Here is a 25548-nt window from a genome sequence, read left to right as displayed (position 1 = left end):
TGACCGGGGATCGCTGAGCTAGTCAGGCCGTGCACGGGCCGACATGTTCAGCGATCCCCGGCGGGCCGGGGATCGCTGAAGATGTCAGGCTTTTCTGGGAGCGGGGTCGGTCAGCGACCGCGGCTGAACGACGACGCGCTGTGCGCGCGACCGCCGGTCGAGGCGCCTGCGGACTGACCGCCGCCGCCGGAACGACGACGGTTGCCGCCACCCTGGCCGCCCTGGCCGCCGCCGGAGCGACGACGCTGGCCGCCACCGGTGGAGCCGCCGCTGGGCGTCTCGCTGGTGTAGCTGGTGGGGTTGCCCCGACGCGACTGGCCGTTGGTCTGGCCGCTGCTGCGGGCCCGCTTGCGCTGGGCGTTGGCGCCGGTCGAGCGACCGCCGCCACCGGAGGAGGCCACCTCGATGACGAGGCCGCCGGGCGTGCTGCGCTCACCGGGAGCGAGCTGCTCGAGCATCGCGTGACCGGGGCCGCTGACCCTGGTGGTGGTCGGCTTGATGCCGGCCTGACGGGTCAGGTCGCGCACGTCGCGCTGCTGCTCGTCGGTCATCAGCGTGATCACGGTGCCCTCGGCGCCGGCGCGAGCCGTACGGCCCGAGCGGTGCAGGTAGGCCTTGTGCTCGGTCGGCGGGTCGGCGTGGATCACGAGGGCCACGTCGTCGACGTGGATGCCGCGGGCGGCGATGTCGGTCGCGACCAGGGTCGTGGCCTTGCCGGAGTGGAACATCTCCATGTTGCGCGTGCGCGCGTTCTGGCTGAGGTTGCCGTGGAGGTCGACCGACGGCACGCCGGACTTGTTGAGCTGGCGGGCCAACGCCTTGGCGCCGTGCTTGGTGCGGGTGAAGACCACGGTGCGTCCGGGCGCGCTCGTCAGGTCGACGAGCACCGGCACGCGCTGGTCACGCGAGACGTGCAGCACGTGGTGCGACATGGTCGAGACCGGCGACTGCGCGGAGTCGGCCTCGTGGGTCTTCGGCTGGCTCAGGTAGCGCTTGACGAGGACGTCGATCGCCTTGTCGAGGGTCGCGGAGAACAGCATCCGCTGGCCCTGGCGGGGCGTCTTGTCCATGATGCGGCGCACGCCGGGCAGGAAGCCGAGGTCGGCCATGTGGTCGGCCTCGTCGAGGATGGTGACCTCGACGGCGGAGAGGTCGGCGTAGCCCTGGCCCATCAGGTCCTCGAGGCGCCCGGGGCAGGCGATGACGATGTCGACGCCCTTCTTGAGCGCGGTGACCTGGGGGTTCTGGCCGACGCCGCCGTAGACGACGACGGTCGAGAGACCGGCGGCCCGGGCGAGCGGCTGGAGCGCGGCGTGGATCTGGCCGACGAGCTCACGCGTGGGCGCCAGGATCAGCGCGCGCGGCTTGCGCGGCATGGCCGGCAGCTTCGACGCGTCGAGGCGGGCGACCAGCGGCAGGAGGAAGGCGTACGTCTTGCCGGAGCCGGTGCGGCCGCGGCCGAGGACGTCGCGGCCGGCGAGGCTGTCGGGCAGCGTCGCAGCCTGGATCGGAGTGGGAGTCGTGATGCCCTGCTGCTCCAGGATCTGGGCGAGCGAGGAAGGAACGCCGAGGGCGGCGAAGTTCATGTGGTTGCTTTCGGTTGGCGTCTCGCCACCGTGAGCCGCGGGCCCGGGAAACCCGGTGTCGTGCGGCGTACGTGCCTCTGAAGTGAGGGAGGGTGCCGCGCCGAGCGTGTCGGGCGGCGAACCTGCGCCCGGGGCAAGACCGGCCGGGCGTCTGAGATGACAACGCTAGCGGTACGGGAGGTGTTCCTGTGAATCCCCCACGCTGTGGGGCCTGTCTCAGTTGACCTCGCTGCGTCGTTCGAGCAGCACGGTGTCGCGCCAGGCCCCGTCGAGCTGCGCGACCCGGGTGCGGACGGCGAGCGTCCGGTAGCCGGCGGAGTGGTGCAGGGCGAGGCTGGCGCGGTTCTCGGGGAAGATCGAGGTCTGGAGGGTCCACATGCCGGCCTTGTCGGCCTCGGTGACCTGCGTGAACAGCAGGGCCTTGCCGACCCCGCGACCGCGCGCTGCCTCGGCGACGTAGACCGAGCTCTCCCCGACCCCCGCGTAGCACTCGCGGGTGGACACCGGCGTGATCGCCGTCCAGCCGACGACCTCGCCGTCGACCTCCGCGACCCACGCGAGGTCGGGCAGCCACCGCGACCGCATCTCCTCGGCCGCGGGGACGCGCGTCTCGAAGGTGGCGTTGCGGGTCGCGAGCCCCTCGGCATAGATGGCCAGCACGGCCGGCAGGTCGGCCTCGACGGTGGGACGGGTGACGACGTCGGCGGGCAGGTCGGCGGGGCAGCACGGTGCGGTGGACAGCGTGCCCATGACCACGTCGGCCGCGTGCGGCAGGCCGGTGCAGCAGGCGGCGTTGACCGAGACCAGGCTCGACGTGCCGACCTTGTCGACCACGACGAAGCCGACGCGCCTGAGCAGCTCGACGTGGTGGGAGCAGGTGGACTGGCTGATGCCGAGCGCGGCGGCGAGGTCACCCACGCGCATGGCGCCGGACCGGGACGTCGACAGGGCGTGCAGCAGACGGACGCGCGTCGCGTCGGCGAGGACGGCGAACCACTCGGCGTAGCCCTCCGCCTCGTCCTTGGCGAGCACCGGGGTCGTCATGTCGTCACCCTACCTTGTATTCATCGATCCCGATCGATACAGTCGCTTCATCGATGTCTGTCGATATACAGTGCCCGTGCACCCGGAGGAGAACGCCATGCAGCACCCCGTCGTCGTCATCGGAGCCGGCCCGATCGGCCTGGCCGCCGCCGCCCACGCCGCCGAGCGGCAGATGCCCTTCGTCGTGCTGGAGGCCGGCGCCGACGCCGGCGCGGCCGTCGGCGAGTGGTCGCACGTACGCCTGTTCTCCTCCTGGGCCGAGCTCGTCGACCCCGCCGCCCGCCGCCTCCTCGAGGCGTCCGGCACCTGGACGCCTCCCGAGGACGGCGCCTACCCCACCGGGGGCGAGTGGCGCGCCGCCTACCTCCAGCCCCTGGCCGACCTGCTCGACGCACAGCCCGGCGGGGAGGTCCGCTACGACAGCCGCGTCGTCGGCGTCGGTCGCGCCGGTCGCGACCTGCTGGTCGACTCGGGCCGCGAGGACGACCCGTTCGCCGTCCACGTCACCACGCCGACGGGCCGCGAGCGGATCCTGGCCCGCGCGGTCGTCGACGCCTCCGGGACGTGGACCAGCCCCAACCCGCTGGGAGCGGACGGCTACCCGGCCGAGGGCGAGGCCGAGCACCGCGAGCGCATCACCTACGGCATCCCCGACCTCGCCGACCCGGCGGTGGCGGCGCGCTTCGCGGGCAAGCACGTCGCCGTCGCCGGCAAGGGGGCGTCGGCCCAGGGCGTGCTGGTGGGCCTGGCCCGGCTCGCGCGTACGGACGCGGCCACCCGGGTCTCGTGGCTGCTGCGGCGCCCCGCGGTGGGCGACGCCTTCGGCGGCGGGGACAACGACCAGCTCGAGCAGCGCGGCAGGCTCGGGCAGGACGCGAGGGCCGCGGCCAGCAGTGACGTCGTCACCGACGTCACGCAGTTCCGCGCCGCGTCGGTCTCCACCCAGGACGACGGGCGCCTCACCATCGGCTCGATCGACGGCCGGCAGGTCGTCGACGTCGACGAGATCATCGTGGTCACCGGCTTCCGTCCGGACCTCGGCTTCCTCTCCGAGGTCCGCCTCGACCTCGACCCCGCCCTCGGTTCCGCCCGGGCGCTCGCCGACCAGATCCACCCCGACCACCACAGCTGCGGCGACGTCGCCCCGCACGGGTTCCGCGAGCTCGCCCAGCCCGAGCACGGCCTCTACCTGGTCGGGATGAAGTCCTACGGCCGCGCCCCCTCGTTCCTCGCCATGACGGGCTTCGAGCAGGTCCGCTCGGTCGTCGCGGCGCTCGACGGCGACCTGGCGGCCGCCGAGCGGGTGGAGCTGGTGCTGCCGGAGACCGGCGTCTGCAACGGCGCGGGCGCCTTCGACGACCCCGACGCGGTCGCCTCCGCGGGCGGCGGCTGCTGCGGCCCCGCGGCGGGCGAGCCCGAGCTCGTCACCATCGGACGCCCCGGGCAGTGACGAGGCCGACGACCGGCGCCGCGCCGGCGTGCGTCGAGCAGGGCGCGCTCGACGCCGCCGGGCTGCGGCGCGTGGTCGTCGTCCTCAGCACGGTCCAGATCGTGTCGTGGGGGGTCCTCTACTACGCCTTCGCGGCCCTCCAGTCCTCCATCACCGCCAACACCGGCTGGTCGGCGGTCGCCGTCACCGGAGCGTTCTCCATGGCCCAGCTCGTCTCGGGCGGCGTCGGCGTCTGGGTGGGCCGACGCCTCGACGCCGTGGGCCCGCGGCGGGTGATGACGGGTGCGTCGCTGGTGGCGATCCCCGGGGTCCTCGCCGTGGCGCTCGCGCCGACGCTCAGCGTCTTCTACCTGGGCTGGGCCCTCACCGGCGCCGCGATGGCGGGCACGCTCTACCCGCCGGCGTTCGCCGCGCTGACCCGGTGGGGCGGTCGGCGGCGCGTCCGCGCACTGACGACGCTGACGCTGGTCGCCGGACTGGCCAGCACGGTCTTCGCACCACTGGCGGCGGTCCTCGACGACGCCCTGGGCTGGCGGCTGGCCTACCTCGTGCTCCTGGGCGGCCTGGCCCTCGTCACCGTGCCGCTGCACTGGTGGGGGCTCGACCACCCGTGGCGACCCGTCCACCACGAGGACCCCTCCGGCGCCACGCACCACGCCGCGGGAGCGGTGGCGCGCAGCACGCCGTTCGTGCTGCTCGCCGCGGCCAACGCGCTGACCGCGCTGGCCGTCTTCGCCGTCGTGATCAACCTGGTGCCGATGCTGGTCGAGCAGGGCATGAGCCGGAACCTCGCGGCGCTCGCGCTGGGCCTCGGCGGCGTCGGCCAGGTCGTCGGCCGCCTCGGCTACGCCCGGTTCGCGGCCGCCACCTCGGTGACGGCCCGCGGCGTGCTCGTCCTCGCCGGGGTGGCGGTGATGACCGCGGCGCTCGCGCTCGCCCCCGCCTCCAGCGGCCTGCTCATCGTGATCGGGATGGCGCTGGGGCTGGCGCGGGGCGTCTACACCCTCGTGCAGGCCACCGCGGTCACCGACCGGTGGGGACCCGCGTCGTACGGCGCCCTCAACGGCCTGCTGACCGCCCCGGCGCTGGTCGCCGCGGCGGCCGCACCGTTCGCCGGAGCCGTGCTGGCCGACCTGCTCGGCTCGTGGGCCGACGCGTTCCTGGCGCTCGCCGGGATCGCCGCGCTCGCCGCGGTGCTCATGGCGTACGCCACCCCGCGCCCGGCGCGCGCCTGAGCGGGAGGCTCAGGCCTCGGCGAGCACCGAGGGCGGCAGCTCGATGTCGGGCACCAGCTCGACGAGCAGCTCGCGGACGCGGCCGTCGAGGTCGGCGATGATCGCGCGCACCGTGGCCTCGTCCTGCCCACCCGGGTCGGCGACCGGCCAGTCGACGTAGCGCACACCGGGGACGTAGGGGCACTCCTCGCCGCAGCCGAGGGTGATGGCCATGGTGCTGGCGGCCACCGTCTCGCGGGTCAGCAGCGTGGGGCGCTCCCGGGACGTGTCGAGGCCGAGGTTCTCCAGCACGGCGGCGACCTCGGGGTGGATGTGGTCACCGGGCTGGGTGCCGGCGGAGTGCGCGACGACCCGGCCGCCCGCGTAGTGCTCGGTGAGCACCCGGCTGATCACGGAACGACCGCCGTTGCGGACACAGGCGAAGACGACCTGCGGGGTGGTGGCGTCGGCGGCGGGGGTGGTGCTGGTCATCGGGCGGCTCCTGTGTCGGGGACGGCGGGATCGGTGCTCGGGGCGTCGCGGAAGAAGCGGCGGGCCCAGAGGCTGACGTAGACGAGGCCCACCAGCGCGGGGACCTCGATGAGCGGGCCGACGACGCCTGCGAGCGCCTGGCCGGACGTGACGCCGAAGACGCCGATGGCCACCGCGATGGCGAGCTCGAAGTTGTTGCCCGCGGCGGTGAAGGAGACCGCGGTGGCGCGCGGGTAGTCGAACCCGAGGGCCTTGGTCAGCAGCATCGCCCCGCCCCACATCAGGACGAAGTAGGCCAGGAGCGGGACCGCGATGCGCGCCACGTCGAGCGGCTGGCTGGTGATGGTGTCGCCCTGGAGGGCGAACAGCAGCACGATCGTGAAGAGCAGCCCGTAGAGGGCGGCCGGTCCGATGCGCGGGAGGAACGTCGACTCGTACCACTCACGCCCCCGCGCCCGCTCGCCGAGCGTACGGGTGAGGAAGCCGGCGAGCAGCGGGATGCCGAGGAAGACCAGCACGGACTTGGCGATGCCCCACACGGAGACGTCGAGCGCGGTCTGCTCGAGGCCCAGCCAGCCGGGCAGGACCTGGAGGTAGAAGTAGCCGAGGAACGCGAACGCCAGGATCTGGAAGACCGCGTTGATCGCCACGAGGATGGCGGCCGCCTCGCGGTCGCCGCAGGCGAGGTCGTTCCAGATGAGCACCATCGCGATGCAGCGGGCGAGCCCGACGATGATCAGGCCGGTGCGGTACTCCGGGAGGTCGGGCAGGAGCAGCCAGGCCAGGGCGAACATCAGCGCGGGCCCGAGCACCCAGTTGAGCAGGATCGAGGCGCCCAGCATGCGGGTGTCGCTCGTGACGTGGCCGAGCTCGTCGTAGCGGACCTTGGCCAGGACGGGGTACATCATGATCAGCAGGCCGATCGCGATCGGCAGGGACACCGAGCCGACCTCGACCGCGGCAAGCCCGTCGTCGAGCCCGTCGACCAGCCGGCCGAGCAGCAGCCCGACCGCCATCGCGACCCCGATCCAGATCGGCAGGAACCGGTCGAGGGTCGAGAGGCGCTGCAGGACGGGGTCGGCGGCAGGACCCGAGGCGGTCTCGTCGACGGTGTCGCTCATGCGCCGGCCCCCGCGAGGGCAGCCGCCGGAGCGGCGGTGAACAGGCTGCCCAGCGCCTGCATCGCCTCGGGACGCGCGATGTAGTAGACCCAGGTGCCGCGCTTCTCCCGGTGGAGGAGGCCGGCGTCGTGGAGCACCTTGAGGTGGTGGCTGATGGTGGGCTGGGAGAGGTCGAAGTAGGGCAGCAGGTCGCACACGCACGCCTCGCCGCCCTCGTGGGAGAGGACGAGCGACAGCAGCCGCAGCCGGGCGGGGTCGGCCACCGCCTTGAGCATCGGCGCGACGCCGGCCGCCTGCTCGGCGGTGATCGGCTCGCAGGCCAGCGGGACGCAGCACTCCAGCCCGTCGACGACGGACGGCTCGCAGCCGGCAGAGGATTTCGACATACGTCTATGTTGACAGACGTCGATGCGGTGCACCACATTGGCCATGACATCGATCGATGTCGATATCGCCGACCCGGAGGTGCGCCGTGCTCCCGTCCCAGACCGACCCCGTCCGCGGCGACCAGCGCGCTTCTCTGGAGTCCGCGCAGTCCGCGCTGGCCGACGAGTTCTTCGGGACCTTCGCCCCCGAGACCGTCGCGGCGTGCCTGGCGGACTCGTACGAACGACTGCTCCCCGCGAGCATCGAGGTCTACCTGCCGCTGCTCGCCCACCGGTTCGCACGCGAGCGCCTGCGTGCGGCCAGCCGCTCGGTGTCCGGCGACGACACCGGCGTGGGACGAGCACCCCTGGTCCTCTTCGTGTGCACCGCCAACTCGGGTCGTTCCCAGCTCGCCGCTGCCCTGGTCGCGCACCGCTCGGCCGGACTGGTCGAGACCGCGTCGGCCGGGACCGAGCCCGGATCGGCGGTCCAGGCGGAGGTCCTGGCGGCACTGGAGGAGCTCGGGATCGACGGCACCGACCTCTTCCCCAAGCCGCTCACCGACGAGGTCGTCGCAGGCGCCGACGTCGTGGTCACCATGGGATGCGGGGACTCGTGCACGGTCCTGCCGGGGCGGCGCTATCTCGACTGGGGCATCGCCGACCCCGCAGGACGTGACCTCGACGCGGTGCGCGCGATCCGCGACGACATCGACGCCCGGGTCACCGAGCTGCTGGACGGGCTGCGGGCCCGCGACGGGGCGTACCTTGCCCCCCATGGAACCTGACCTGGCGGACGTCGTCGTGGTCGGTGGCGGGCAGGCCGGTCTGGCCACCGGCTTCTACCTCCAGCGCGCCGGGCTGGCGCCGGGACGCGACGTCGTCATCCTCGACGCGGCGGAACGGCCGGGCGGCGCGTGGCCCCGCACCTGGGAGGGGCTCCGGCTGTTCTCCCCGGCCGGCTACTCCTCCCTCCCCGGATGGATGATGCCGCCGTGGGACGACGCGACCCGCGGCTATCCACCTCGCGACCACGTCGTCGACTACCTGACGCGCTACGAGGAGCGCTACGGCCTGCAGGTCCAGCGCCCCCTGCGCGTCGAGTCGGTGACCAGGGCCGACGACCACCCCCGGGGCCGGCTGCTCGTCACCGCCTGCGACCGGAGCTGGGCGGCCCGAGCCGTGGTGTCCGCGACGGGCACGTGGGAGCGGCCGTTCTGGCCTGCGTACGCCGGGATGCGCGAGTACGCCGGTCGGCAGCTGCACGCCGCGGACTACCGGCTCCCGGCGGACTTCGCCGGCCAGCACGTCGTGGTCGTCGGCGGGGGCAACTCGGCCGCTCAGGTCCTGGCCGAGGTCTCGACGGTCGCGGAGACCACCTGGGTCACCGCGCGCGAGCCGCGGTTCCTGGCCGACGACGTCGACGGCCGGGTCCTCTTCGCGACGGCCCGCGCACGCATCTCCGCGCTCGAGCAGGGGCGCGAGCACGCGGGAGTCGCCGGGCTCGGCGACATCGTGATGGTCGCGAGCGTCAAGGACGCGCGCGAGCGCGGCGTGCTGCGGGCCCTCCCGATGTTCGCGCGGCTCGACCGCGACGGTGTCGTCTGGCCCGACGGCCGCAGGCAGGACTGCGACGCCGTCATCTGGTGCACCGGGTTCCGCCCGGCACTGCGGCACCTGCGGCCGCTCGGGCTGCACACGCACGACGGCCACGTGCGGGTCGGCGGTCCGTCCGGGACGGCCGCGCTCGACGAGCCGCGGGTGCACCTGGTCGGCTACGGCGACTGGACCGGCCCGGCGTCGGCCACGCTCGCCGGTGTCGGGCCGTCGGCGAAGGCCACTGCCTCCGCGATCACGGAGCGGATCTCGGCGTCGGCCTGACCGCAACGGCGGGACCGGCGAGATTCAGGCGCTGTCGCGCCGCACGAGGGTCGGCGGGATGATCAGCCGCATCGGGTGGCTCGAGTCCGGGTCGTCGACGCGCTCGAGCAGCAGGCGGGTCGCGCGCTCGGCCATCTCGATGACCGGCTGTCGGACCGTGGTGAGCGGCGGCGAGGTGCGCTCGGCCACACCGAGGTCGTCGAAGCCCACGACGGCGATGTCGTCGGGCACCCGGCGGCCGAGCTCGGCCAGCACCCGCAGAGCGCCGGCGGCCATCAGGTCCGAGGCCACGACCAGCCCGTCGAGGTCGGGGTGGCGCTCCATGAGGGCGCGGGCCGCGGTCTCGCCGCTGTCCTCGGTGAAGTCGCCGTGCTCGACCGCGTCGGCCGACAGCCCCGCCGCCGACATCGCCTCGCGCCAGCCGGCGAGGCGGTCCTCGGCGGCGGTCATGTCGGCGGGGCCGGCGATGGTGCCGATGCGCGTGCAACCGCGGGCGATCAGCACCTCGGTGGCCTCGCGCTCGCCCGCGGTGTTGTCGACGTCGACGTAGGCCACCCGGTCGCCGCCGGTCCAGGGCCGGCCGCCGAAGACGCAGGGCAGGCCGATGTCGGCGAGGTGCTCGGCGAGCCGGTCGTCGCGGTGGTGGGAGGTGACCAGGGCGCCGTCGACGTGGCGGTTGGTCAGGTAGCGCAGCGTGCGCGCGGTCGAGGCGCCCGGCCTCGCCAGCAGCAGCACCAGCTGGATGTCGCGCTCGGCGAGCACCCGGTTGACGCCGCGCAGCGTGCCGGCGAAGAACGGGTCGGAGAACACGCGGTCGTCGGGCTCGGGCACGACCACGGCGATGGAGTCCGTACGCCGGGTGACGAGGCTGCGCGCGGCCGGGTTGGGCACGTAGCCGAGGGTGCGCACCGCGGTGTCGACCGCCGACTGCGCGCGGGCGCTGACGCGGTCGCCGCCGTTGATCGCCCGGGAGGCGGTCGCGCGCGAGACGCCCGCGACGCGCGCGACCTCGTCGAGGGTCGGCGAGCCCGAGCCCCCTGGCTTCGGTGAGGTCCGGGACGTGGTCACACGCGCCACGCTAGCTGCCGGGGGGCTCGGTCGCAGGCAGGACGCCGGTGCGGGCCACCTCGGCGTACCAGTGGGCGCTCGACTTCGGTGTACGCCGCTGGGTCGCGTAGTCGACGTGCACCAGCCCGAAACGCTTCGCGTAGCCGAAGGCCCACTCGAAGTTGTCGCAGAACGACCACTGGAAGAAGCCGCGCACGTCGACGCCCTCCTCGATCGCGCGGTGCACGGCGCGGAGGTAGGAGTCGAGGAACGCGATCCGGTCGGGGTCGTGGACGCGGCCGTCGGCGCCGACCCGGTCGTCGAAGGCCGCACCGGTCTCGGTGAGGTGGATCGGCAGGTGGGGGTAGTCGTCGTGGAGGCGCCGCAGCAGGCGGTAGAGCCCGTCGGGCTGGATCTCCCAGCCCATGTCGGTCACGGGCAGCCCGCGGCTCGGGAAGGTGACGTGCTCGGAGCCGACGAACGGCGACAGCGACACGCGGTCGGGGTGGTCGGCGCCGATGCCGACGACGTCGGTGCGCGGGTGACCCGAGACCTCGTTGCCGTGGTAGTAGTTCACGCCGAGCACGTCGATCGGGGTGGCGATCGTGGCGAGGTCGCCGTCGCGCACCACGGCGTACCAGGGGTTGCCCTGCCACGTGAGGTCGGCGGTGTCCTCGAGCACGTCGGCGGGGTACGCCCCGCGGAAGATCGGGTCGAGGAAGAACCGGTTGTGCAGGCCGTCGATGCGCCGGGCGGCGTCGACGTCCACCGGGTCGGCCGGGTCGCTCGGGTCGGGCACGGTGAGGTTGAGGCTGAGCCCGAGCCGGTCGGCGCCGCGGCTGCGAAGCTCCTGGGTGGCCATGCCGTGGGCGAGCATCAGGTGGTGCCCGGCGACCAGCCCGGCGGCCCCCTCCTGCCGGCCCGGGGCGTGGTGGCCGGCGGAGTAGCCGAGGAAGGCCGAGCACCACGGCTCGTTGAGGGTCGTCCAGGTCGGCACCCGGTCGCCGAGCGCCTCGTGCACCGAGATCGCGTACTCCACGAACCTGTCGACGGTGTCGCGGTTGGTCCAGCCGCCCGCGTCCTCGAGCACCTGCGGCAGGTCCCAGTGGTAGAGCGTCAGCCACGGCGCGATGTCGCGGGCGAGCAGCTCGTCGACGAGCCGGTCGTAGAACCCGAGCCCGGCGGGGTTGACCGGCCCGGCATCGGGGCGTACGCGCGGCCACGCCACCGAGAACCGGTAGGTCGTGGCGCCGAGGTCGGCGAGCAGAGCCACGTCGTCGGTCATCCGGTGGTAGTGCTCGCAGGCCACGTCGCCGGTGTCGCCGTTCATCACGGCGCCCGGGACCCGGGAGAACGTGTCCCAGATCGACGGCGTACGTCCGTCCTCGGCCACGGCGCCCTCGATCTGGTAGGACGCGGTCGCCATGCCCCACCCGAAGTCGGGCGGGAAGCGCACCTCGGCACTGCCGCTCGTGCTGGTGTGGGTCGTGCTCTGCACGGTCATCCCTTGACTGCTCCTTGCATGATGCCGGTGACCATCTGGCGACCGGTGAGGACGAAGAGGACCAGCAGCGGGATCGTCGAGAGCGTCGCGCCGGCGAGCACGAGGCTGTAGTCGACGTAGTAGCCGCTCTGGAGCTGCTGGAGTGCGATCTGGACCGTCGGGTTGCTGGCCGGCAGCACGATCAACGGCCAGAAGAAGTCGGTCCACGTGGCCATGAAGGTGAACAGCCACAGGATCCCGGCGGCCGGGCGCGCCGCCGGGAGGGCGACGGTCCAGAACGTCCGGAAGAGCGAGCACCCGTCGACCCGCGCGGCGTCGACGAGCTCGTCGGGGACCGCGTCGACGAGGTACTGCCGCATGAAGAAGACGCCGAAGGCGGTCACCAGGCTGGGCACGATCAACGCCCACACCGACCCGACCCAGCCGATCTTGGCCATCACGATGAAGAGCGGGATCACGCCGAGCTGGGTGGGCACCGCCAGGGTCGCGACGACGAACACCATCAGTGGCGTACGCCCGCGGAAGGCGAGCTTGGCGAACGCGAAGCCGGCCAGCGTCGAGAAGAACACCACCGACGTGGCGACCGTGCCGGAGACGATGAGGCTGTTGGCCATGGCCTTCCAGAACGGCACCGCGTCGATCGCCCGCTGCGCGTTGTCCCAGAAGTGGCCGCCCGGCAGGAGCGGCGGCACGCGCTTGGTCAGCACCTCGCGGCTGTGCGAGCCGACGAGGAAGGACCAGTAGAGCGGAGCGCACGAGCCGAGCACGAACGCGGTCAGCAGGCCGTAGACGAGGAAGCCGGGACGGCGGTTCATCGGCGCACTCCCTTCCGGTGGTGCCCCTTGAGCGAGCCGGCGCGGTGGGACAGGAACAGGTTGAGCAGGGCGATGACGACGATGATCAGGAAGAGCAGCCAGGCCACGGCCGAGGCCATGCCGAGGTCGCGCACGCGCCAGCCGAGCTCCCAGAGGTACATCGTCAGCGTCTGGTACTGCCGGTCCGCCCCGCCCAGGCCCTGGGTGTCGAAGAGCCGCGGCTCGGCGAAGATCTGGAGCCCGCCGATGGTGGAGGTGATGATCACGAAGATCACCGTCGGGCGGATCATCGGCACCGTGATCGAGACGAACTGGCGCACGCGTCCGGCACCGTCGAGCGCCGCGGACTCGTAGACGTCGCGGGGCACGGCCTGCATGGCGGCGAGCAGGATCAGCGCGTTGTAGCCCGTCCAGCGCCAGTTGACCATCGACGCGATCGCGACGTGGCTGGCGAGCGTGTCGACGTGCCAGCGGATCGGGTCGAGCCCGATCCACTGGACCACCTCGTTGGCGAGGCCGTAGCGGTCACCGAAGACGTTGCCGAAGATCAGCGCGACCGCGGCCGGCGCGACGACGAACGGCAGCAGCACGCTCATCCGCCACAGCGTCCGCGCCCGCAGCTGCGTGTCGAGCAGGCCCGCCAGCGCGAGGGCGATGAGCACCTGCGGCACCGAGGACAGCAGGAAGATGCTGATGGTGTTGCGCAGTGCGTTCCAGAAGTAGCGGTCCTCGAGGACCCGGCGGTAGTTGTCGAGGCCGTTGAACTCGCCCTGCCCCGACAGCAGCCCCCAGTCGTGGACCGAGACCCAGGCCGTGTAGCCGAGCGGGAACATCCCCACGACCAGGAACAGCAGGAAGAACGGCGACACGAAGACGTAGGGCGTGACCTTCGCGTCGAGCAGCGTCAGGCGCTGCCGCCACGCCGGACGAGGTCCGACGTCGCGCTGTCGGGGGGACCGCGACCCGGTCGGGGACACCGAGGAGGCACCGGTGTCCCCGACTGGCTCGACGGCAGTGGATCCTGCCTTCATCGCGGAGGGTCAGCCCAGCCGCTCGATGTCGGCGAGGAAGGAGTCCCAGGCCTCGTCGGCCGACTCCTGACCCTCGTCGACGCGCTGGATGGCCTGCTGGAACGCCGTGTTGATGTCGGCGAACTTCGGCCCCTTGTGGGCGATGAAGGGCACTGCCTCGGCGCGGTCGGCGAGGATCTCGCCGGTGGGTGCGTCGTTGAAGAACGCGTTGGTCGAGCCCGTCAGCGCGGGGTCGTCCAGGGCGTCGACCTGGCTCGGGAAGGTGCCCTTGGCCTCGAACGCCTTGATCTGCTGCTCGGGAGCGGTCAGCCACTTGGCCAGCTCCTTGGCCTCCTCGGTGTGCTCGCCCTGTGCGGGCACGGTGAGGTAGGAGCCGCCCCAGTTGCCGCCGCCGCCCGGGAAGGCGTTGGCGATGTCCCAGCCCTCGACGCCGGCTGCGTTGCCCTCGATGACGCCGAGCATCCAGCCCGGGCACGCCATCGTGGCGAAGCCGTCGTCCTGGAAGGACGCGGTCCAGTCCTCGCTCCACTGCGTGAGGCCGGTGGAGAGGCCGTCGGCGGCGTTGGCGGTGATGGTGTCGAAGACCTCCTTCACCTCCGCGTTGTCGGCGGCGATGACCGTGTTGTCCTCGTCCTCGAAGGAGTACTCGACCTGGTTGATCATGGCCTGCGCGGTGCCGCCGGAGGAGTCGTACCAGGCGGTGCCGGGCACCTTCTCGACGAACTCGCGGCCGGCCTCGAAGTAGGAGTCCCAGTCCCCGAAGAGCTCAGCGACCTCCTCGCGGTCGGTGGGCAGCCCGGCCTTCTCGAACAGGTCGGCGCGGTAGCAGATGCCCTCGGGGCCGATGTCGGTGCCGTAGCCGATGAGGGCGCCGTCCGGCGTCGTCGCGGCCTCGGTCTTCCAGTCCAGCCAGCGGCCCTCGACCTCGGGGTCCGAGAGGTCGACGAAGGCGTCGGACTGCTCCATGAGCGCCGACCACCAGTCGACCTCGATCGCCTCGATGTCGGAGAGCCCCGAGCCGGCGGCGAGCTTGGTGTAGAGGTTGTCCTGGTGCTCGTTGGCCGTGCCGGCCTTCTTCTGCTCGACGACGACGTCGTCCTGCATCGCGTTGTACTCCTCGATGAGCTCCTCGTAGCCGAACTCGTTGAAGGTCGCGACGGTCAGCTTGATCTTGCCGTCCGCGGTCGTGCCCTCGTCGTCACCGCCGCCGCACGCGGCCGCCGTCGTCGCGAGGGTGAGCGCCAGCATCGCGCTCGTGGCGAGTCGTACCCGCCGGGTCTTCGGTGTCTGCACCACTGCTCTCCTGCCGTCCTGCTGGGGCGCCGGGCTGGTTGCCAGGCCTGGAGGTGGACGGTGAGTGTGCGTGAGAGCGCTTCCACTTCCGTCCGGCCGCCACTATGACCGCCGTCACAACCCACTGTCAATGGCCCGCCTGCAACAGGTTTCGAGTTGAGCGTGAAGGAGTGGGAGCGCTTCCACCATGTGGCCCTCAGGTCCAGACCAGCACCCCGTCGTCGAGGCGAGCGGTGCGGATCGCGAGCGCGTCGTGGAGATAGCTCTGCTTCAGCGACCACGGCGCCACGGTGCCCTGCCGGGGCAGCGTGTGCACGACCCGCTGGACGTAGCCGGCGTCGAGGTCCATCAGCGGCACCTCGCCCACCGACTCGTCGCGCACCGGCACGACCCTCCGTGTCCCGGTGGACCGCATCCGCTTCAGCACCCGCACGACGTACTCGGCGACGAGGTCGGCCTTCAGCGTCCACGACGCGTTGGTGTAGCCGACGGTGAAGGCGAAGTTGGGCACGCCCGAGAGCATCATCGCCCGGTAGGCCATGGTCTCGTGCGGCTTGACGGTCTCGCCGTCGACACTGAGCTCGGCGCCGCCGAAGAGCTGGAGGTTGAGGCCGGTGGCGGTGACCACGACGTCGGCCTCCAGACGCTCGCCCGACTCCAGCTCGAGGCCGGTCCCGGTGAACGACACGATCCGGTCGGTGACCACCGACGCCGAGCCGTCGCGGATCGCCGCGAAGAGGTCGCCGTCGGGCACCAGGCACATCCGCTGGTCCCACGGGTCGTACGCCGGCCTGAAGTGGGTGTCGACGGCGTAGCCGGGCGGCAGCTGCGCGACGTTGGTCTTGCGGACGATCCGGCGGACGAGGTCCGGCCTGCGACGGCTCACCCGGTAGAGCGCGGACTGGACCGCGATGTTCTTCCAGCGCGTCACGGCGTAGGAGCGGCCCTCGCCGACGAGCCGCGTCAGCCGTCCCTTCACCGCGTCGCGCGCCGGCACGGAGACGACGTACGTCGGCGAGCGCTGCAGCATCGTCACGTGGGCAGCGCCCGCGCGAGCCAGTGCCGGCACGAGGGTCACGGCCGTCGCGCCGGAGCCGATCACCACGACCCGCTTCCCCGCGCAGTCGAGCTCCTCCGGCCAGTGCTGCGGGTGCACGACCTCGCCGCCGAAGCGGTCCTGCCCCTCGAAGTGGGGGGTGTAGCCCTGGTCGTAGTCGTAGTAGCCGCTGCACGACCACAGGAAGTCGGCGGACAACGTCCGCGTCCCGCCCTCGACCTCGGCCGTCACCGTCCAGCGCGCCGTCGTCGAGTCCCAGGCCGCGGCGACGACCCGGTGCCCGTAACGGATGTGCCGGTCCACGCCGTACTCGCGCGCGGTGTCGCGCACGTAGTCGAGGATCGAGGCGCCGTCCGCGAGCGAGACGTCGCCGCGCCACGGCCGGAAGCGGTAGCCGAGGGTGTGCATGTCGGAGTCAGACCGGATACCGGGATAGCGGAACAGGTCCCACGTGCCCCCGCTGGCCTCACGCCGCTCGAGGACGGCGTACGACGTGCCGGGCAGGTCCTTGACCAGGTGGGCCGCCGCGCCGATGCCCGAGAGCCCTGCCCCGACGATCAGCACGTCGACGTGCTCGGTGGTCCTCGCGTCCATCTGCTCAGGGTAGGAGGCCGAGCGAGGCGATGTAACTATGAGTTGCACCTCACGAGCGCGCGTGGAGCTCGACGAACCGCGCCAGCAACCGCACCGGCTCGGTCACCAGCGCCTCGCGCGCGGCCTCCTTGAGGCGCTCCTGCTCGTGGGGCTCGTAGTAGCCGTGGGCGCTGTAGGCGTCGATCCGGTCGCAGATGGCGATGGGGTCGAGCTCGGGGTGGAACTGCGTGGCGTAGACGTGGCGACCGAGACGGAAGGCGTGGACCGGGCACGTGTCGGTCGAGGCCAGCAGGACCGCCCCGTCCGGGAGCCGGGCGACGGCCTCCTTGTGGCCGAGGTAGGCGGTGAACTCCGCGGGCATGACCCCGAACAACGGGTCGGCGCGACCCTCGTCGGTCAGCCGCACCGGCAGCGCGCCGATCGGCTCGCCGAAGGTCCGGTCGACGACACCGCCGGCGAGCGTGCCGAGCACCCCGATGCCGTAGCACGCGCCGAGGAAGGGGAAGTCCTCGGCGACGACCCGTCGGGCGAGCACCCGCAGCTCGGCCTCGGCGCGGCGCTGGGCCGGCGACTTCCGGTCCTCTGGGTCCGACATGTTGAACGGGCCCCCTCCGAGCACGATCCCCGACCAGTCGTCGAGGTCCACCTCACCGAGCGGCCCCGCCTCGAGGCGTACGCGCACGAGCTCCTCGGGCCGCAGGCCGCACCCGGCGAGCACGCCGTCGTACTCCTGCTGGGCGACGTCGTCCTCCGCGCGGGTGCCGAGGAAGAGGAAGGGCCTCACGCGGTCAGGCCTGGACGGCGGCGCCGCTGTCGATGAGCGCGTCCACGCCCTCGATGCCCCAGGCCGCGAGCGCCTCGCGGGTGTGCTCGCCGGGGAGCGCGGGCGGGCTGCCGATCGACGGGGAGGTCCGCGAGAAGCGCGGCGCGGGCGCCGGCTGGGTGACGCCGTCGGGAGCGACGAAGGTGCCGCGCGCGGCGAGGTGGGGGTGGTGCGGCGCGTCCGCGAGGCGTACGACGGGCGCGACGCAGGCGTCGGTGCCGTCGAAGACCTCGGCCCACTCGGCCTGCGTACGCTCCTTGAACCGCGCGGTCAGCGCGGCGCGGATCGCAGCGTGGTTGGCCGGGTCGTCGCGGTCGGGCAGCTCGACGCCGATGCGCTCGACGAGGGCCGCCCAGAACTGCGGCTCGAGCGCCCCGACACTGACGTGCTCGCCGTCGGCCGTCTCGTAGAGGTCGTACCAGGGGGTGCCGCCGTCGAGCAGCCCCTCGGCCCGGCGCCCCGTGTCGAGGCCCATGGCGGCGAAGCCCGAGGCCATGGCGTTGAGGTGGGCGGTGCCGTCGACGATCGCGGCGTCGACGACCTGGCCCTGCCCGCTCACGCGCGCCTCGAGGAGGGCGGCGAGGATGCCGATGACGAGGTAGGTCGAGCCGCCGCCGAAGTCGCCGAGGAGGTTGCTGGGGAAGTGCGGGCGGTCGCGGTCCTGGCCGAGCGCGTGCAGGGCACCGGTGACCGCGATGTAGTTCATGTCGTGGCCGGCCGTACGGCTCCACGGGCCGTCCTGGCCCCAGCCGGTCATCCGGGCGAAGACCAGGCGCGGGTTGCGGGCGTGGCACTCGTCCGGGCCGAGCCCCATCCGCTCGACCGCACCGGGACGCATCCCCTCGACGAGCACGTCCGCGCGCTCGACGAGGTCGAGCACCGTGGCGACCGCCTCGGGACGCTTGAGGTCGAGCGCCACGCTCGGCCGGCCCCGGTTGAGCAGGTCGGCGCGGCCGCTGGAGAACATCCCGCCGCCCGGGCGGTCGATGCGGATCACGTCGGCGCCGAGGTCGGCCAGGACCATGCAGGCGTGCGGGCCAGGCCCGATACCGGCGACCTCGACCACCTTCACGCCCCGCAGCGGTCCGCTGCCCTGCCCCAGCCCGTACGTCATGCGCCCGATCATGACACCGGTGCTGTCAGGGTCGCGAGGGCGCGTCCCGGCTCGGGGAGTCCCCGCTCGAGCGGGGACTCTGTCGCTTCGTGGCCGTTGCAGCCCCCTCCAGGTGTCGGACTCCCCCACCCAGTTCGCAGGTCCACCGGCGTCAGCGGACCGCGCTGTCAGCCTCGCGTCACCTCGTCCAGCGCCTGACCGAGGTCGGCGCACAGGTCCTCGGGATCCTCCAGGCCGATCGAGAGACGCAGGACGTCGGCGTCCGGCTTCGCCTCCGCGGCGACCGGTCGGTGGGTCAGTGCGGCCGGGTGCTGGACGAGCGAGTCCACGCCGCCGAGGGAGACGGCATGGGTGAACAGCCGGACCGACTCGGTCACGCGCGACGCGGCGGCGTACCCACCCTCGACCCGGAAGGCGAGCATCGCGCCGGGGCCGCGCATCTGCCGCCCGACGAGCCCGAGCGGGTCGCACTCGGCGAGACCCGGCCAGCGGACCTCGCGCACGGCCGGGTGCGAGGCGAGCCAGGCGGCGACCTTGCCGGCGCCCTCCTGCTGCGCGCGCACCCGCAGCGGCAGCGTGGCCAGGCCGCGGTGGAGGAGGTAGGCGCCCATCGGGTGGAGCAGGGCCCCGGTGACGGCGCGGACGCGGCGCAGCGCGGCGGCCCACTCCGCGGAGCAGGCGACGACGCCGCCCATCGCGTCGCCGTGGCCGCCGAGGTACTTCGTGGCGCTGTGCAGCACCAGGGCCGCGCCGTGGTCGGCGGGGTTCTGCAGCACCGGGGTGGCGAACGTGTTGTCGACCAGCACCGGGACGCCGCAGGCCGCGGCGACGACGGCGTCGAGGTCGACGAGCTCGAGCGTCGGGTTGGCCGGGGTCTCCAGGACGACGAGGCAGGTGTCGGGTCGTACGGCGCCCGCGACCTCGTGCGGCGCGCAGTAGGTCGTCTCGACGCCGAGCATCCCCGAGGCGAGGAGGTGGTCGGTGCCGCCGTAGAGCGGCCGGACGGCGACGACGTGGCGCCCCGCCCCCTCGGCGACGGCGGCCAGCACCGAGCCGGTGACGGCGGCCATCCCGGTCGAGAACGCCACCGCGGCCTCGGTGTGCTCGAGGCCGGCCAGCGCGTCCTCGAAGCGCGCGACGGTCGGGTTCCACAGCCGCTGGTAGACCATGCCGCCTGCGGCCGGGTGGCCGCCGGTCGCCATCGACTCGTACGACTTGCCGCCCGCGTCGATGCTGGGCAGCGGGTTGGTCGTGGACAGGTCGAGCGGCAGCGCGTGGACGCCGAGCGCCCCCAGGTCGGCGCGGCCGGCGTGGACGGCGAGGGTGTCGAGGCTGGTCATGGCGCCACCGTCGCGGAATCCTCGCCCTACAGCAATACACTCCGAACAACTGCTCTCCGCAGAGCGTTCGCGCCGAAGATCACGAGGAACGACCCATGACTGCTGCACCCCCGCCGGTGGATCCTGCACCCCTCGACGCCCTCGACCGACGTCTGCTCACCGAGCTCGCGGCGGACGGCCGGGTCACCAACGCCGCCCTCGCCAAGCGGTTGGGAATCGCCGAGTCGACATGCCTGCAGCGGGTGCGGTCGCTGCGGGAGCGGGGAGTCGTACGCGGCATCCACGCCGACGTCGACCTCGCGGCCCTCGGCTACCCGATCCAGGCCGTGATCAAGGTCCGGCTCGGCAGCCACAACCGCGACCACGTCGCGAGCTTCCACCAGGTGCTGGCCCACGTGCCGGGCGTGCTGCGGATCCTCCACGTCGGCGGCGAGGACGACTACCTGCTCCACGTCGCCGTCTCCTCGACCACGCAGCTGCGCGACCTCGTGCTGGAGCACCTCAACGTGCACCCCGTGGTCCGCCACACCGAGACCCAGCTGGTCTTCGAGGAGATCCCCGGCGCGGGGGTGTTCTGAGGCTCGCCCGATCTGGAGTCACCGGATATCCGGGGAGTTACGTGCTTACAGGTAGAGATCTGTACCTGTAAGCAGGGCGGTCACCGGATATCCGGTGACTCCCGCGATCGTGAACCACCGAGGCTTGCAACTCGTTGCATAGGTCGGGCACCATGGGCGTATGGCCCTCGAGCACGCCCTCCTCGTCGCGCTCAGCGAGCGACCCGCGAGCGGCCTCGAGCTCACCGGCCGGTTCGAGAAGTCGCTCGGCTTCTTCTGGCACGCCACCCACCAGCAGATCTACCGCGTGCTCGCGCGGATGGAGGCCGACGGCTGGGTCACCGTCGAGGTCGTCGAGCAGGAGGGCCGGCCCGACAAGCGGGTCCACACGCCGTCGGCGACCGGTCGCCGGGTGCTGGCCGAGTGGCTGGCGAGCCCCATGCCGATGGAGACCTTCCGCAGCGAGCTCGCCGTCAAGCTGCGCGGGGCGTCGTACGGCGACCGCGCCGCGCTCGTGCGGCACCTGCACGACGCGCGCGCCGACCACGCGCTCCGCCTCGCGACGTACGAGCAGATGGAGCGCGAGCAGTTCCCCGAACCGACCGGCCTCGAGCCCGGCCTGCGCGACCGCTGGCTGGTCCTGCGCGGCGGCATCCGGCTCGAGCGCTTCTGGATCGACTGGATCACCGAGTACCTGCAGGCACACGACGCCGACCGAGGCGCCGACCGAGAAGAGGCATCCGCATGACCCACCCCCGCTACCCCCACCTCCTCGAGCCGATCACGCTCGGCACCGGCCCCGACGCGCTCACGCTGCGCAACCGCGTCGTCATGGGCTCGATGCACACGGGCCTGGAGGACCACCCGTGGGACATCGACAAGCTCGCGGCGTTCTTCGAGGAGCGGGCGCGCGGCGGCGTCGGGCTGATCATCACCGGCGGCTACGCGCCCACCAAGCGGGGCTGGCTCAAGCCGTTCGCCTCCGAGATGACCAACCGCCTCCACGCGATGCGGCACCAACGGATCACCGGCACGGTGCACGAGGCCGGCGGCGCGATCGCGCTGCAGGTGCTGCACGCCGGGCGCTACGGCTACCACCCGCTCTCGCAGAGCGCGTCGGACAAGAAGTCGCCGATCACGCCCTTCAAGCCGCACGCCATGTCGAGCAAGGAGGTCGACCACACCGCGACCGCCTTCGCCAGGAGCGTCGCCCTGGCCCAGAAGGCCGGCTACGACGCGGTCGAGATCATGGGCTCCGAGGGCTACCTGATCAACCAGTTCCTCGCCGCGCGCACCAACGACCGCGACGACCAGTGGGGCGGCTCCCCCGCGCGCCGCATGCACTTCGCCGTCGAGGTCGTACGCCGCTCCCGCGAGCTGGTCGGCCCCGACTTCCCGATCGTCTACCGGATCTCGCTGCTCGACCTCGTCGAGGGCGGCCAGACCTGGGAGGCGACCGCCGAGCTGGCGCTGCACCTGCAGGCCGCCGGGGTCACCGTCTTCAACACCGGCATCGGCTGGCACGAGGCCCGGGTTCCGACGATCATCACGCAGGTGCCGCGCGGCGCCTGGCGGTCCTACACCGCTCGCCTCAAGCAGGTCGTCGACGTGCCCGTCTGCGCGTCCAACCGGATCAACACCCCGGAGCTGGCTGAGGACATCCTCTCTTCCGGCGAGGCCGACCTCGTCTCGATGGCGCGACCGCTGCTGGCCGACCCGGCCTTCGTGGCCAAGGCGATGGACGAGCGCGCCGACGAGATCAACACCTGCATCGCCTGCAACCAGGCCTGCCTCGACCACGTCTTCGTCAACCAGCGCGCCTCGTGCCTGGTCAACCCCCGCGCCTGCCACGAGACCGAGCTGGTGCTCACTCCCACGATGCGCAAGCAGACCGTCGCGGTCGTCGGCGCCGGACCTGCCGGCCTCGCCGCCGCGACCAGCGCGGCCGAGCGCGGCTTCGCGGTGACGCTCTTCGAGAAGTCCCCCGAGCTCGGCGGCCAGTTCCGCCTCGCCATGGCCGTCCCCGGCAAGGAGGACTTCGCCGACACCCTGCGCTACTACACCCGTCGCCTCGAGGTGCTCGGCGTCGACGTACGCCTCTCGACCGAGGCGACGGCCGACGACCTCGCCGGCTTCGACCAGGTCGTCGTCGCCACCGGCGTGGAGCCCCGGATCCCGGCGATCCCCGGCATCGACCATCCGAGCGTGGCGTCGTACGCCGAGGTGCTGAGCGGCGCGGTCGTGCCGGGCAAGCGCGTCGCGGTGATCGGCGCGGGCGGCATCGGCGTCGACGTCAGCGTCTTCCTGACCCACGAGGAGGAGGACCTCGACGACTGGATGGCGCACTGGGGCGTCGGCGACCCCGCACTCACCGCGGGCGGGCTGACCGAGGCCAAGCCGCGTACGCCGGCGCGCGAGGTCACGCTCGTGCAGCGCAAGACCACCCCGATCGGCATCGCGCTCGGCAAGACCTCCGGCTGGGCGCACCGCGCGGTGCTCAAGCAGTCGAAGGTCACCCAGGTCAGCGGCGCGACCTACGACCTCATCGACGACGACGGCCTGCACATCACCGTCGACGGCGTCTCGCGCGTGGTCGCGGCCGACACCATCGTGGTCTGCGCCGGCCAGGACTCGGTGCGGAGCCTGTACGACGGGCTCGGCCGCGACGCCCACCTGATCGGCGGTGCCGACGTGGCCGCCGAGCTCGATGCGAAGCGGGCGATCAAGCAGGGCACCGAGGTCGTCGCCGCGCTCTGATCGACGGCCTTGTTGCCCTTGTGCACCGCTGCTATCTTCGACCGCAGCAGTGTGTTCCCGATCACAAGGGGACCCCACCCCAGACCACCGGTGGCTCGACATCATCGACCCGGAGGGTGGACATGCCTCATTCGTTGAACGCGCCGGACAAGGCGCTCGTGGAGCAGGCCAAGGGAGCGCTGATGCTCCGCTACGGCGTCGGCTCCCGGGAGTCGCTGGCCGTCCTGCAGAGATGGGCGCTCGAGGCCGGGGTGCCGGTGCGCGACATCGCCGATGCCATGGTCACCGGCATCTGCCTGGGCCGTGTGAGCTCCGAGACTGACGCCACCGTGCGCTGGCTCGAACAGAGGCTCCGCGGCGACATCGGCCGGCTGCGCGACGTCGGGGAGGTGGCGCCGCCCCCGAGCGCAACCGCCGTGGCCGCGCCGGTCCCGGCCCCGCGCCCGGCGACGGCCCCGGGAGCGACGCCAGCGGCCGGCCGCCGGCAATGGCGCTACACGTCGGCCGTGCACGCCGCTCGCGTCCTCCGGATCAGGTAGCCGCCCCCCTCGCCGGGCGGCACGGAGGTCCCGGGGGTGACCTGCCGTTGGACCCTGACGTCGCCCGTCGTGCGTCGGCACCATGGACACATGGCCGACCACCAGGGCATGAGCGCCGAGGAGCAGCTCGCGTCCGTGGGGCAGGCGGTGATCACGACCGACCCGGAGGGCGTGATCGTCTACTGGAACGCGGGCGCCGAGCGGCTGTACGGCTGGACGGCGCAGGACGTCGTGGGCCGCAACATCGCTGAGATCACCGTCGCCGAGGTGAGCCTGGACGTGGCAGCCGAGATCATGGCGGCGCTGCGGGACGGGATCCCGTGGTCCGGCGGGTTCCCCGTACGTCGCAAGGACGGCAGCACGTTCCCGGCGCTGGTGACGGACGCCGGCGTCTACCGCGACGGGGAGCTCGTGGGCATCGTCGGGGTGTCCACCAACCTGGGCTCGGCCATCCGCCCCCTCCTCGAGCGCTCGACGGACGCGGCCCTGCTCCTGCGCCACGACGCCGTCATCACCTACGCCAGCCCGGCCGTGGAGCTGCTCTTCGGCTGGGACCAGGACGCCCTCATCGGCACGTCCATCGTCGGGCTGCTGCACGACGAGGACCGGCACGCCCTGGCCGGGCAGCTGGACGACGTCGTACGCCACCCGGGCGTGCACCTCCCGGTGGAGGTGCGGGTGCAGGCGTGGAACGACTGGCGGTGGGCGGAGGCCGCCTTCACCAACCTGCTCGACGACCCGACGGTGCGCGGCGTCGTGTGCAACCTGCGCCCGAGCCCGACCCGGGTGGCCAAGGAGCAGGCCGAGCTGCGCGCCCGGCAGCTCGAGACCGCGCTCGAGTCACGGCTCGGCATCGAGCTGGCCAAGGGCTTCCTGGTCGGCCGCGACGGGGTCACGCCCGACGAGGCCTTCTGCTCGCTGCGCGGCTACGCGCGCTCCCACCACCTCACGATCCACGACGTGTGCCGACGCGTGGTGGCGGGCGAGGCGATCATCGCGCCGCCAGACGCCAGTGCTCCATGATGGGGACATGACCAACCCCGATGTGACCGCGTCCGGCGTCGACGACCGGGCCCTGCGGTCGCTGAGGGGGTGGAACCTCGCCCTCACGGCGCTCCACCTCGCGCAGGCGATCGCGGTCGTGGTGCTGGCGACGGACTTCGCGATCACGATCACGCAGTCCCTTCCGACCGGTCCTCCCGGGACTCCGACGGCGTCCCCGGAGGCGCTCTTCGACCTCCCGGTCGGCGTCGCCATCGCCGCGTTCCTCTCGCTCGCCGCCGTGGACCACCTGCTCACCGCGACGGTCCTGCGGCGCACGTACGAGCGCGACCTCCGCCGCGGCATCAACCGGTTCCGGTGGGTGGAGTACTCGTTCAGCGCGACGATCATGGTCGTGCTGATCGCGCTCTACTCGGGCATCGTCGACGTCTCGGCCCTGATCGGGATCATCGGCGCCAACGTGGCGATGATCCTGTTCGGCTGGCTCCAGGAGTCGGCCAACCCGCCGGGCAGCACGACCCGGACGATGAAGCCGTTCTGGTTCGGCTGCGTCGCGGGCGCCACGCCGTGGGTGGCCATCGCCTACAACCTCGTCGCCGCCGAGGAGGTCCCCGGGTTCGTGGTCGGGATCTTCGTGTCGTTGTTCGTCTTCTTCAACACCTTCGCCCTCAACCAGTGGCTGCAGTACCGCCAGGTCGGCCCGTGGCGCAGCTATGCGTTCGGCGAGAAGGCCTACCTCGTGCTCAGCCTCGTCGCGAAGTCGGCGCTCGCGTGGCAGATCTTCGGGGGCTCGCTCGCGGGATAGCCGCCGGTCGGCGCTGGACCGACTGTGGGCTGGGAGAGGGGGTGCAGGCCACGACCGCCGCACGTGCTCGCCTCCTGGCCCCGTACGCACCGGATCGAGGGCCATTCCCGCCGCACG

Annotated in this window: 24 protein-coding genes; 10 read left to right on the top strand and 14 right to left on the bottom strand. The window is 72.6% G+C overall.

Features of this window, described 5'->3' with window-relative positions:
• Window positions 1-110: 110 nt before the first annotated feature.
• A complete protein-coding gene (locus AC57BS_RS24390; protein ID WP_496414033.1) occupies window positions 111-1586 on the bottom strand; it encodes a DEAD/DEAH box helicase in 1476 nt (491 codons plus the stop codon).
• A gap of 216 nt (window positions 1587-1802) precedes the next feature.
• Window positions 1803-2630 (bottom strand): helix-turn-helix domain-containing GNAT family N-acetyltransferase, encoded by an 828-nt coding sequence (locus AC57BS_RS24385; RefSeq protein ID WP_496414032.1) that lies wholly within the window; start codon window positions 2628-2630, stop codon window positions 1803-1805.
• Window positions 2631-2727: 97 nt separating this feature from the next.
• On the opposite strand from AC57BS_RS24385, the gene AC57BS_RS24380 reads away from it, so the two are divergent.
• Window positions 2728-4080 (top strand): NAD(P)-binding protein, encoded by a 1353-nt coding sequence (locus AC57BS_RS24380; RefSeq protein ID WP_496414031.1) that lies wholly within the window; start codon window positions 2728-2730, stop codon window positions 4078-4080.
• Window positions 4077-5315, top strand: coding sequence for an MFS transporter (locus tag AC57BS_RS24375; RefSeq protein ID WP_496414030.1), 1239 nt, complete (start codon window positions 4077-4079; stop codon window positions 5313-5315). The genes AC57BS_RS24380 and AC57BS_RS24375 overlap by 4 nt, the downstream gene beginning before the upstream one ends.
• A 9-nt stretch (window positions 5316-5324) precedes the next feature.
• Here the strand turns inward: AC57BS_RS24375 and AC57BS_RS24370 are convergent, their stop codons facing one another.
• Genes AC57BS_RS24370 through AC57BS_RS24360 form a run of 3 tightly spaced genes read right to left on the bottom strand, consistent with a single transcriptional unit; the run spans window position 5325 to window position 7293 of the window.
• Entirely contained in the window at window positions 5325-5786 is a 462-nt protein-coding gene (locus tag AC57BS_RS24370) for an arsenate-mycothiol transferase ArsC (RefSeq protein WP_496414029.1), read from the bottom strand.
• Window positions 5783-6907 (bottom strand): ACR3 family arsenite efflux transporter, encoded by a 1125-nt coding sequence (gene arsB / locus AC57BS_RS24365; protein ID WP_496414028.1) that lies wholly within the window; start codon window positions 6905-6907, stop codon window positions 5783-5785. The genes AC57BS_RS24370 and arsB overlap by 4 nt, the downstream gene beginning before the upstream one ends.
• Entirely contained in the window at window positions 6904-7293 is a 390-nt protein-coding gene (locus AC57BS_RS24360; protein WP_129453117.1) for an ArsR/SmtB family transcription factor, read from the bottom strand. Before AC57BS_RS24360 ends, arsB begins: the two co-directional genes overlap by 4 nt.
• An 86-nt stretch (window positions 7294-7379) precedes the next feature.
• Here AC57BS_RS24360 and AC57BS_RS24355 point away from each other — a divergent pair, with 86 nt between their 5' ends.
• A complete protein-coding gene (locus tag AC57BS_RS24355) occupies window positions 7380-8060 on the top strand; it encodes an arsenate-mycothiol transferase ArsC (protein ID WP_496414027.1) in 681 nt (226 codons plus the stop codon).
• On the top strand, window positions 8050-9153 hold the full coding sequence (locus AC57BS_RS24350; RefSeq protein WP_496414026.1) for an ArsO family NAD(P)H-dependent flavin-containing monooxygenase: 1104 nt from the start codon (window positions 8050-8052) through the stop codon (window positions 9151-9153). The genes AC57BS_RS24355 and AC57BS_RS24350 overlap by 11 nt, the downstream gene beginning before the upstream one ends.
• A 24-nt stretch (window positions 9154-9177) precedes the next feature.
• On the opposite strand, the gene AC57BS_RS24345 is transcribed toward AC57BS_RS24350, so the two are convergent.
• The 9 genes from AC57BS_RS24345 to AC57BS_RS24305 form a co-directional block, all read right to left on the bottom strand.
• Window positions 9178-10221: a LacI family DNA-binding transcriptional regulator gene (locus AC57BS_RS24345; RefSeq protein ID WP_496414025.1), complete on the bottom strand. Its 1044-nt coding sequence runs from the start codon at window positions 10219-10221 to the stop codon at window positions 9178-9180.
• 10 nt (window positions 10222-10231) lie between these two features.
• Window positions 10232-11704 (bottom strand): GH1 family beta-glucosidase, encoded by a 1473-nt coding sequence (locus tag AC57BS_RS24340; protein WP_496414024.1) that lies wholly within the window; start codon window positions 11702-11704, stop codon window positions 10232-10234.
• On the bottom strand, window positions 11701-12519 hold the full coding sequence (locus AC57BS_RS24335) for a carbohydrate ABC transporter permease (protein WP_496414023.1): 819 nt from the start codon (window positions 12517-12519) through the stop codon (window positions 11701-11703). The genes AC57BS_RS24340 and AC57BS_RS24335 overlap by 4 nt, the downstream gene beginning before the upstream one ends.
• On the bottom strand, window positions 12516-13550 hold the full coding sequence (locus AC57BS_RS24330) for a carbohydrate ABC transporter permease (protein WP_496414022.1): 1035 nt from the start codon (window positions 13548-13550) through the stop codon (window positions 12516-12518). The genes AC57BS_RS24335 and AC57BS_RS24330 overlap by 4 nt, the downstream gene beginning before the upstream one ends.
• Window positions 13551-13559: 9 nt before the next feature.
• On the bottom strand, window positions 13560-14843 hold the full coding sequence (locus tag AC57BS_RS24325; RefSeq protein ID WP_496414021.1) for an ABC transporter substrate-binding protein: 1284 nt from the start codon (window positions 14841-14843) through the stop codon (window positions 13560-13562).
• A 196-nt stretch (window positions 14844-15039) separates the two neighbouring features.
• Entirely contained in the window at window positions 15040-16494 is a 1455-nt protein-coding gene (locus tag AC57BS_RS24320) for a flavin-containing monooxygenase (RefSeq protein WP_496414020.1), read from the bottom strand.
• A 49-nt stretch (window positions 16495-16543) separates the two neighbouring features.
• Window positions 16544-17278 carry a glutamine amidotransferase gene (locus AC57BS_RS24315; RefSeq protein WP_496414019.1) on the bottom strand — a complete coding sequence of 245 codons (735 nt, stop codon included), beginning with the start codon at window positions 17276-17278 and terminating at the stop codon, window positions 16544-16546.
• A 4-nt stretch (window positions 17279-17282) separates the two neighbouring features.
• Window positions 17283-18431, bottom strand: a complete 1149-nt coding sequence (locus AC57BS_RS24310; protein WP_496414018.1) for a CaiB/BaiF CoA transferase family protein — start codon at window positions 18429-18431, stop codon at window positions 17283-17285.
• A 167-nt stretch (window positions 18432-18598) separates the two neighbouring features.
• On the bottom strand, window positions 18599-19771 hold the full coding sequence (locus AC57BS_RS24305; protein WP_496414017.1) for a trans-sulfuration enzyme family protein: 1173 nt from the start codon (window positions 19769-19771) through the stop codon (window positions 18599-18601).
• Between the two features lie 95 nt (window positions 19772-19866).
• On the opposite strand from AC57BS_RS24305, the gene AC57BS_RS24300 reads away from it, so the two are divergent.
• The 6 genes from AC57BS_RS24300 to heR all read left to right on the top strand — a co-directional run bounded on the left by AC57BS_RS24300 (window position 19867) and on the right by heR (window position 25431).
• Window positions 19867-20349 carry an Lrp/AsnC family transcriptional regulator gene (locus tag AC57BS_RS24300; RefSeq protein WP_496414016.1) on the top strand — a complete coding sequence of 161 codons (483 nt, stop codon included), beginning with the start codon at window positions 19867-19869 and terminating at the stop codon, window positions 20347-20349.
• Window positions 20350-20509: 160 nt separating this feature from the next.
• Window positions 20510-21076 (top strand): PadR family transcriptional regulator, encoded by a 567-nt coding sequence (locus AC57BS_RS24295; RefSeq protein ID WP_496414015.1) that lies wholly within the window; start codon window positions 20510-20512, stop codon window positions 21074-21076.
• Window positions 21073-23085: an oxidoreductase gene (locus tag AC57BS_RS24290; RefSeq protein ID WP_496414014.1), complete on the top strand. Its 2013-nt coding sequence runs from the start codon at window positions 21073-21075 to the stop codon at window positions 23083-23085. Before AC57BS_RS24295 ends, AC57BS_RS24290 begins: the two co-directional genes overlap by 4 nt.
• Before the next feature lie 122 nt (window positions 23086-23207).
• A complete protein-coding gene (locus tag AC57BS_RS24285; RefSeq protein ID WP_496414013.1) occupies window positions 23208-23624 on the top strand; it encodes an ANTAR domain-containing protein in 417 nt (138 codons plus the stop codon).
• Window positions 23625-23714: 90 nt separating this feature from the next.
• Entirely contained in the window at window positions 23715-24647 is a 933-nt protein-coding gene (locus AC57BS_RS24280) for a PAS domain S-box protein (RefSeq protein WP_496414012.1), read from the top strand.
• Window positions 24648-24654: 7 nt separating this feature from the next.
• Window positions 24655-25431: a heliorhodopsin HeR gene (heR, locus tag AC57BS_RS24275; RefSeq protein ID WP_496414011.1), complete on the top strand. Its 777-nt coding sequence runs from the start codon at window positions 24655-24657 to the stop codon at window positions 25429-25431.
• Window positions 25432-25548: the final 117 nt, after the last annotated feature.

Source organism: Nocardioides sp. BGA-UO-ETr-FS32 (assembly GCF_059567905.1).
The sequence above is the reverse complement of the archived record's forward strand: the minus strand, read 5'-3'. Positions and strand labels throughout refer to the sequence as shown.

What these genes read in the sequence shown, in the direction of transcription:
- AC57BS_RS24390 (WP_496414033.1), bottom strand. Translation starts at nt 1,586, where the DNA reads ATGAACTTCGCCGCCCTCGGCGTTCCTTCCTCGCTCGCCCAGATCCTG.
- AC57BS_RS24385 (WP_496414032.1), bottom strand. Translation starts at nt 2,630, where the DNA reads ATGACGACCCCGGTGCTCGCCAAGGACGAGGCGGAGGGCTACGCCGAG.
- AC57BS_RS24380 (WP_496414031.1), top strand. Translation starts at nt 2,728, where the DNA reads ATGCAGCACCCCGTCGTCGTCATCGGAGCCGGCCCGATCGGCCTGGCC.
- AC57BS_RS24370 (WP_496414029.1), bottom strand. Translation starts at nt 5,786, where the DNA reads ATGACCAGCACCACCCCCGCCGCCGACGCCACCACCCCGCAGGTCGTC.
- arsB (WP_496414028.1), bottom strand. Translation starts at nt 6,907, where the DNA reads ATGAGCGACACCGTCGACGAGACCGCCTCGGGTCCTGCCGCCGACCCC.
- AC57BS_RS24360 (WP_129453117.1), bottom strand. Translation starts at nt 7,293, where the DNA reads ATGTCGAAATCCTCTGCCGGCTGCGAGCCGTCCGTCGTCGACGGGCTG.
- AC57BS_RS24350 (WP_496414026.1), top strand. Translation starts at nt 8,050, where the DNA reads ATGGAACCTGACCTGGCGGACGTCGTCGTGGTCGGTGGCGGGCAGGCC.
- AC57BS_RS24340 (WP_496414024.1), bottom strand. Translation starts at nt 11,704, where the DNA reads ATGACCGTGCAGAGCACGACCCACACCAGCACGAGCGGCAGTGCCGAG.
- AC57BS_RS24335 (WP_496414023.1), bottom strand. Translation starts at nt 12,519, where the DNA reads ATGAACCGCCGTCCCGGCTTCCTCGTCTACGGCCTGCTGACCGCGTTC.
- AC57BS_RS24330 (WP_496414022.1), bottom strand. Translation starts at nt 13,550, where the DNA reads ATGAAGGCAGGATCCACTGCCGTCGAGCCAGTCGGGGACACCGGTGCC.
- AC57BS_RS24320 (WP_496414020.1), bottom strand. Translation starts at nt 16,494, where the DNA reads ATGGACGCGAGGACCACCGAGCACGTCGACGTGCTGATCGTCGGGGCA.
- AC57BS_RS24310 (WP_496414018.1), bottom strand. Translation starts at nt 18,431, where the DNA reads ATGACGTACGGGCTGGGGCAGGGCAGCGGACCGCTGCGGGGCGTGAAG.
- AC57BS_RS24305 (WP_496414017.1), bottom strand. Translation starts at nt 19,771, where the DNA reads ATGACCAGCCTCGACACCCTCGCCGTCCACGCCGGCCGCGCCGACCTG.
- AC57BS_RS24300 (WP_496414016.1), top strand. Translation starts at nt 19,867, where the DNA reads ATGACTGCTGCACCCCCGCCGGTGGATCCTGCACCCCTCGACGCCCTC.
- AC57BS_RS24295 (WP_496414015.1), top strand. Translation starts at nt 20,510, where the DNA reads ATGGCCCTCGAGCACGCCCTCCTCGTCGCGCTCAGCGAGCGACCCGCG.
- AC57BS_RS24290 (WP_496414014.1), top strand. Translation starts at nt 21,073, where the DNA reads ATGACCCACCCCCGCTACCCCCACCTCCTCGAGCCGATCACGCTCGGC.
- AC57BS_RS24285 (WP_496414013.1), top strand. Translation starts at nt 23,208, where the DNA reads ATGCCTCATTCGTTGAACGCGCCGGACAAGGCGCTCGTGGAGCAGGCC.
- AC57BS_RS24280 (WP_496414012.1), top strand. Translation starts at nt 23,715, where the DNA reads ATGGCCGACCACCAGGGCATGAGCGCCGAGGAGCAGCTCGCGTCCGTG.
- heR (WP_496414011.1), top strand. Translation starts at nt 24,655, where the DNA reads ATGACCAACCCCGATGTGACCGCGTCCGGCGTCGACGACCGGGCCCTG.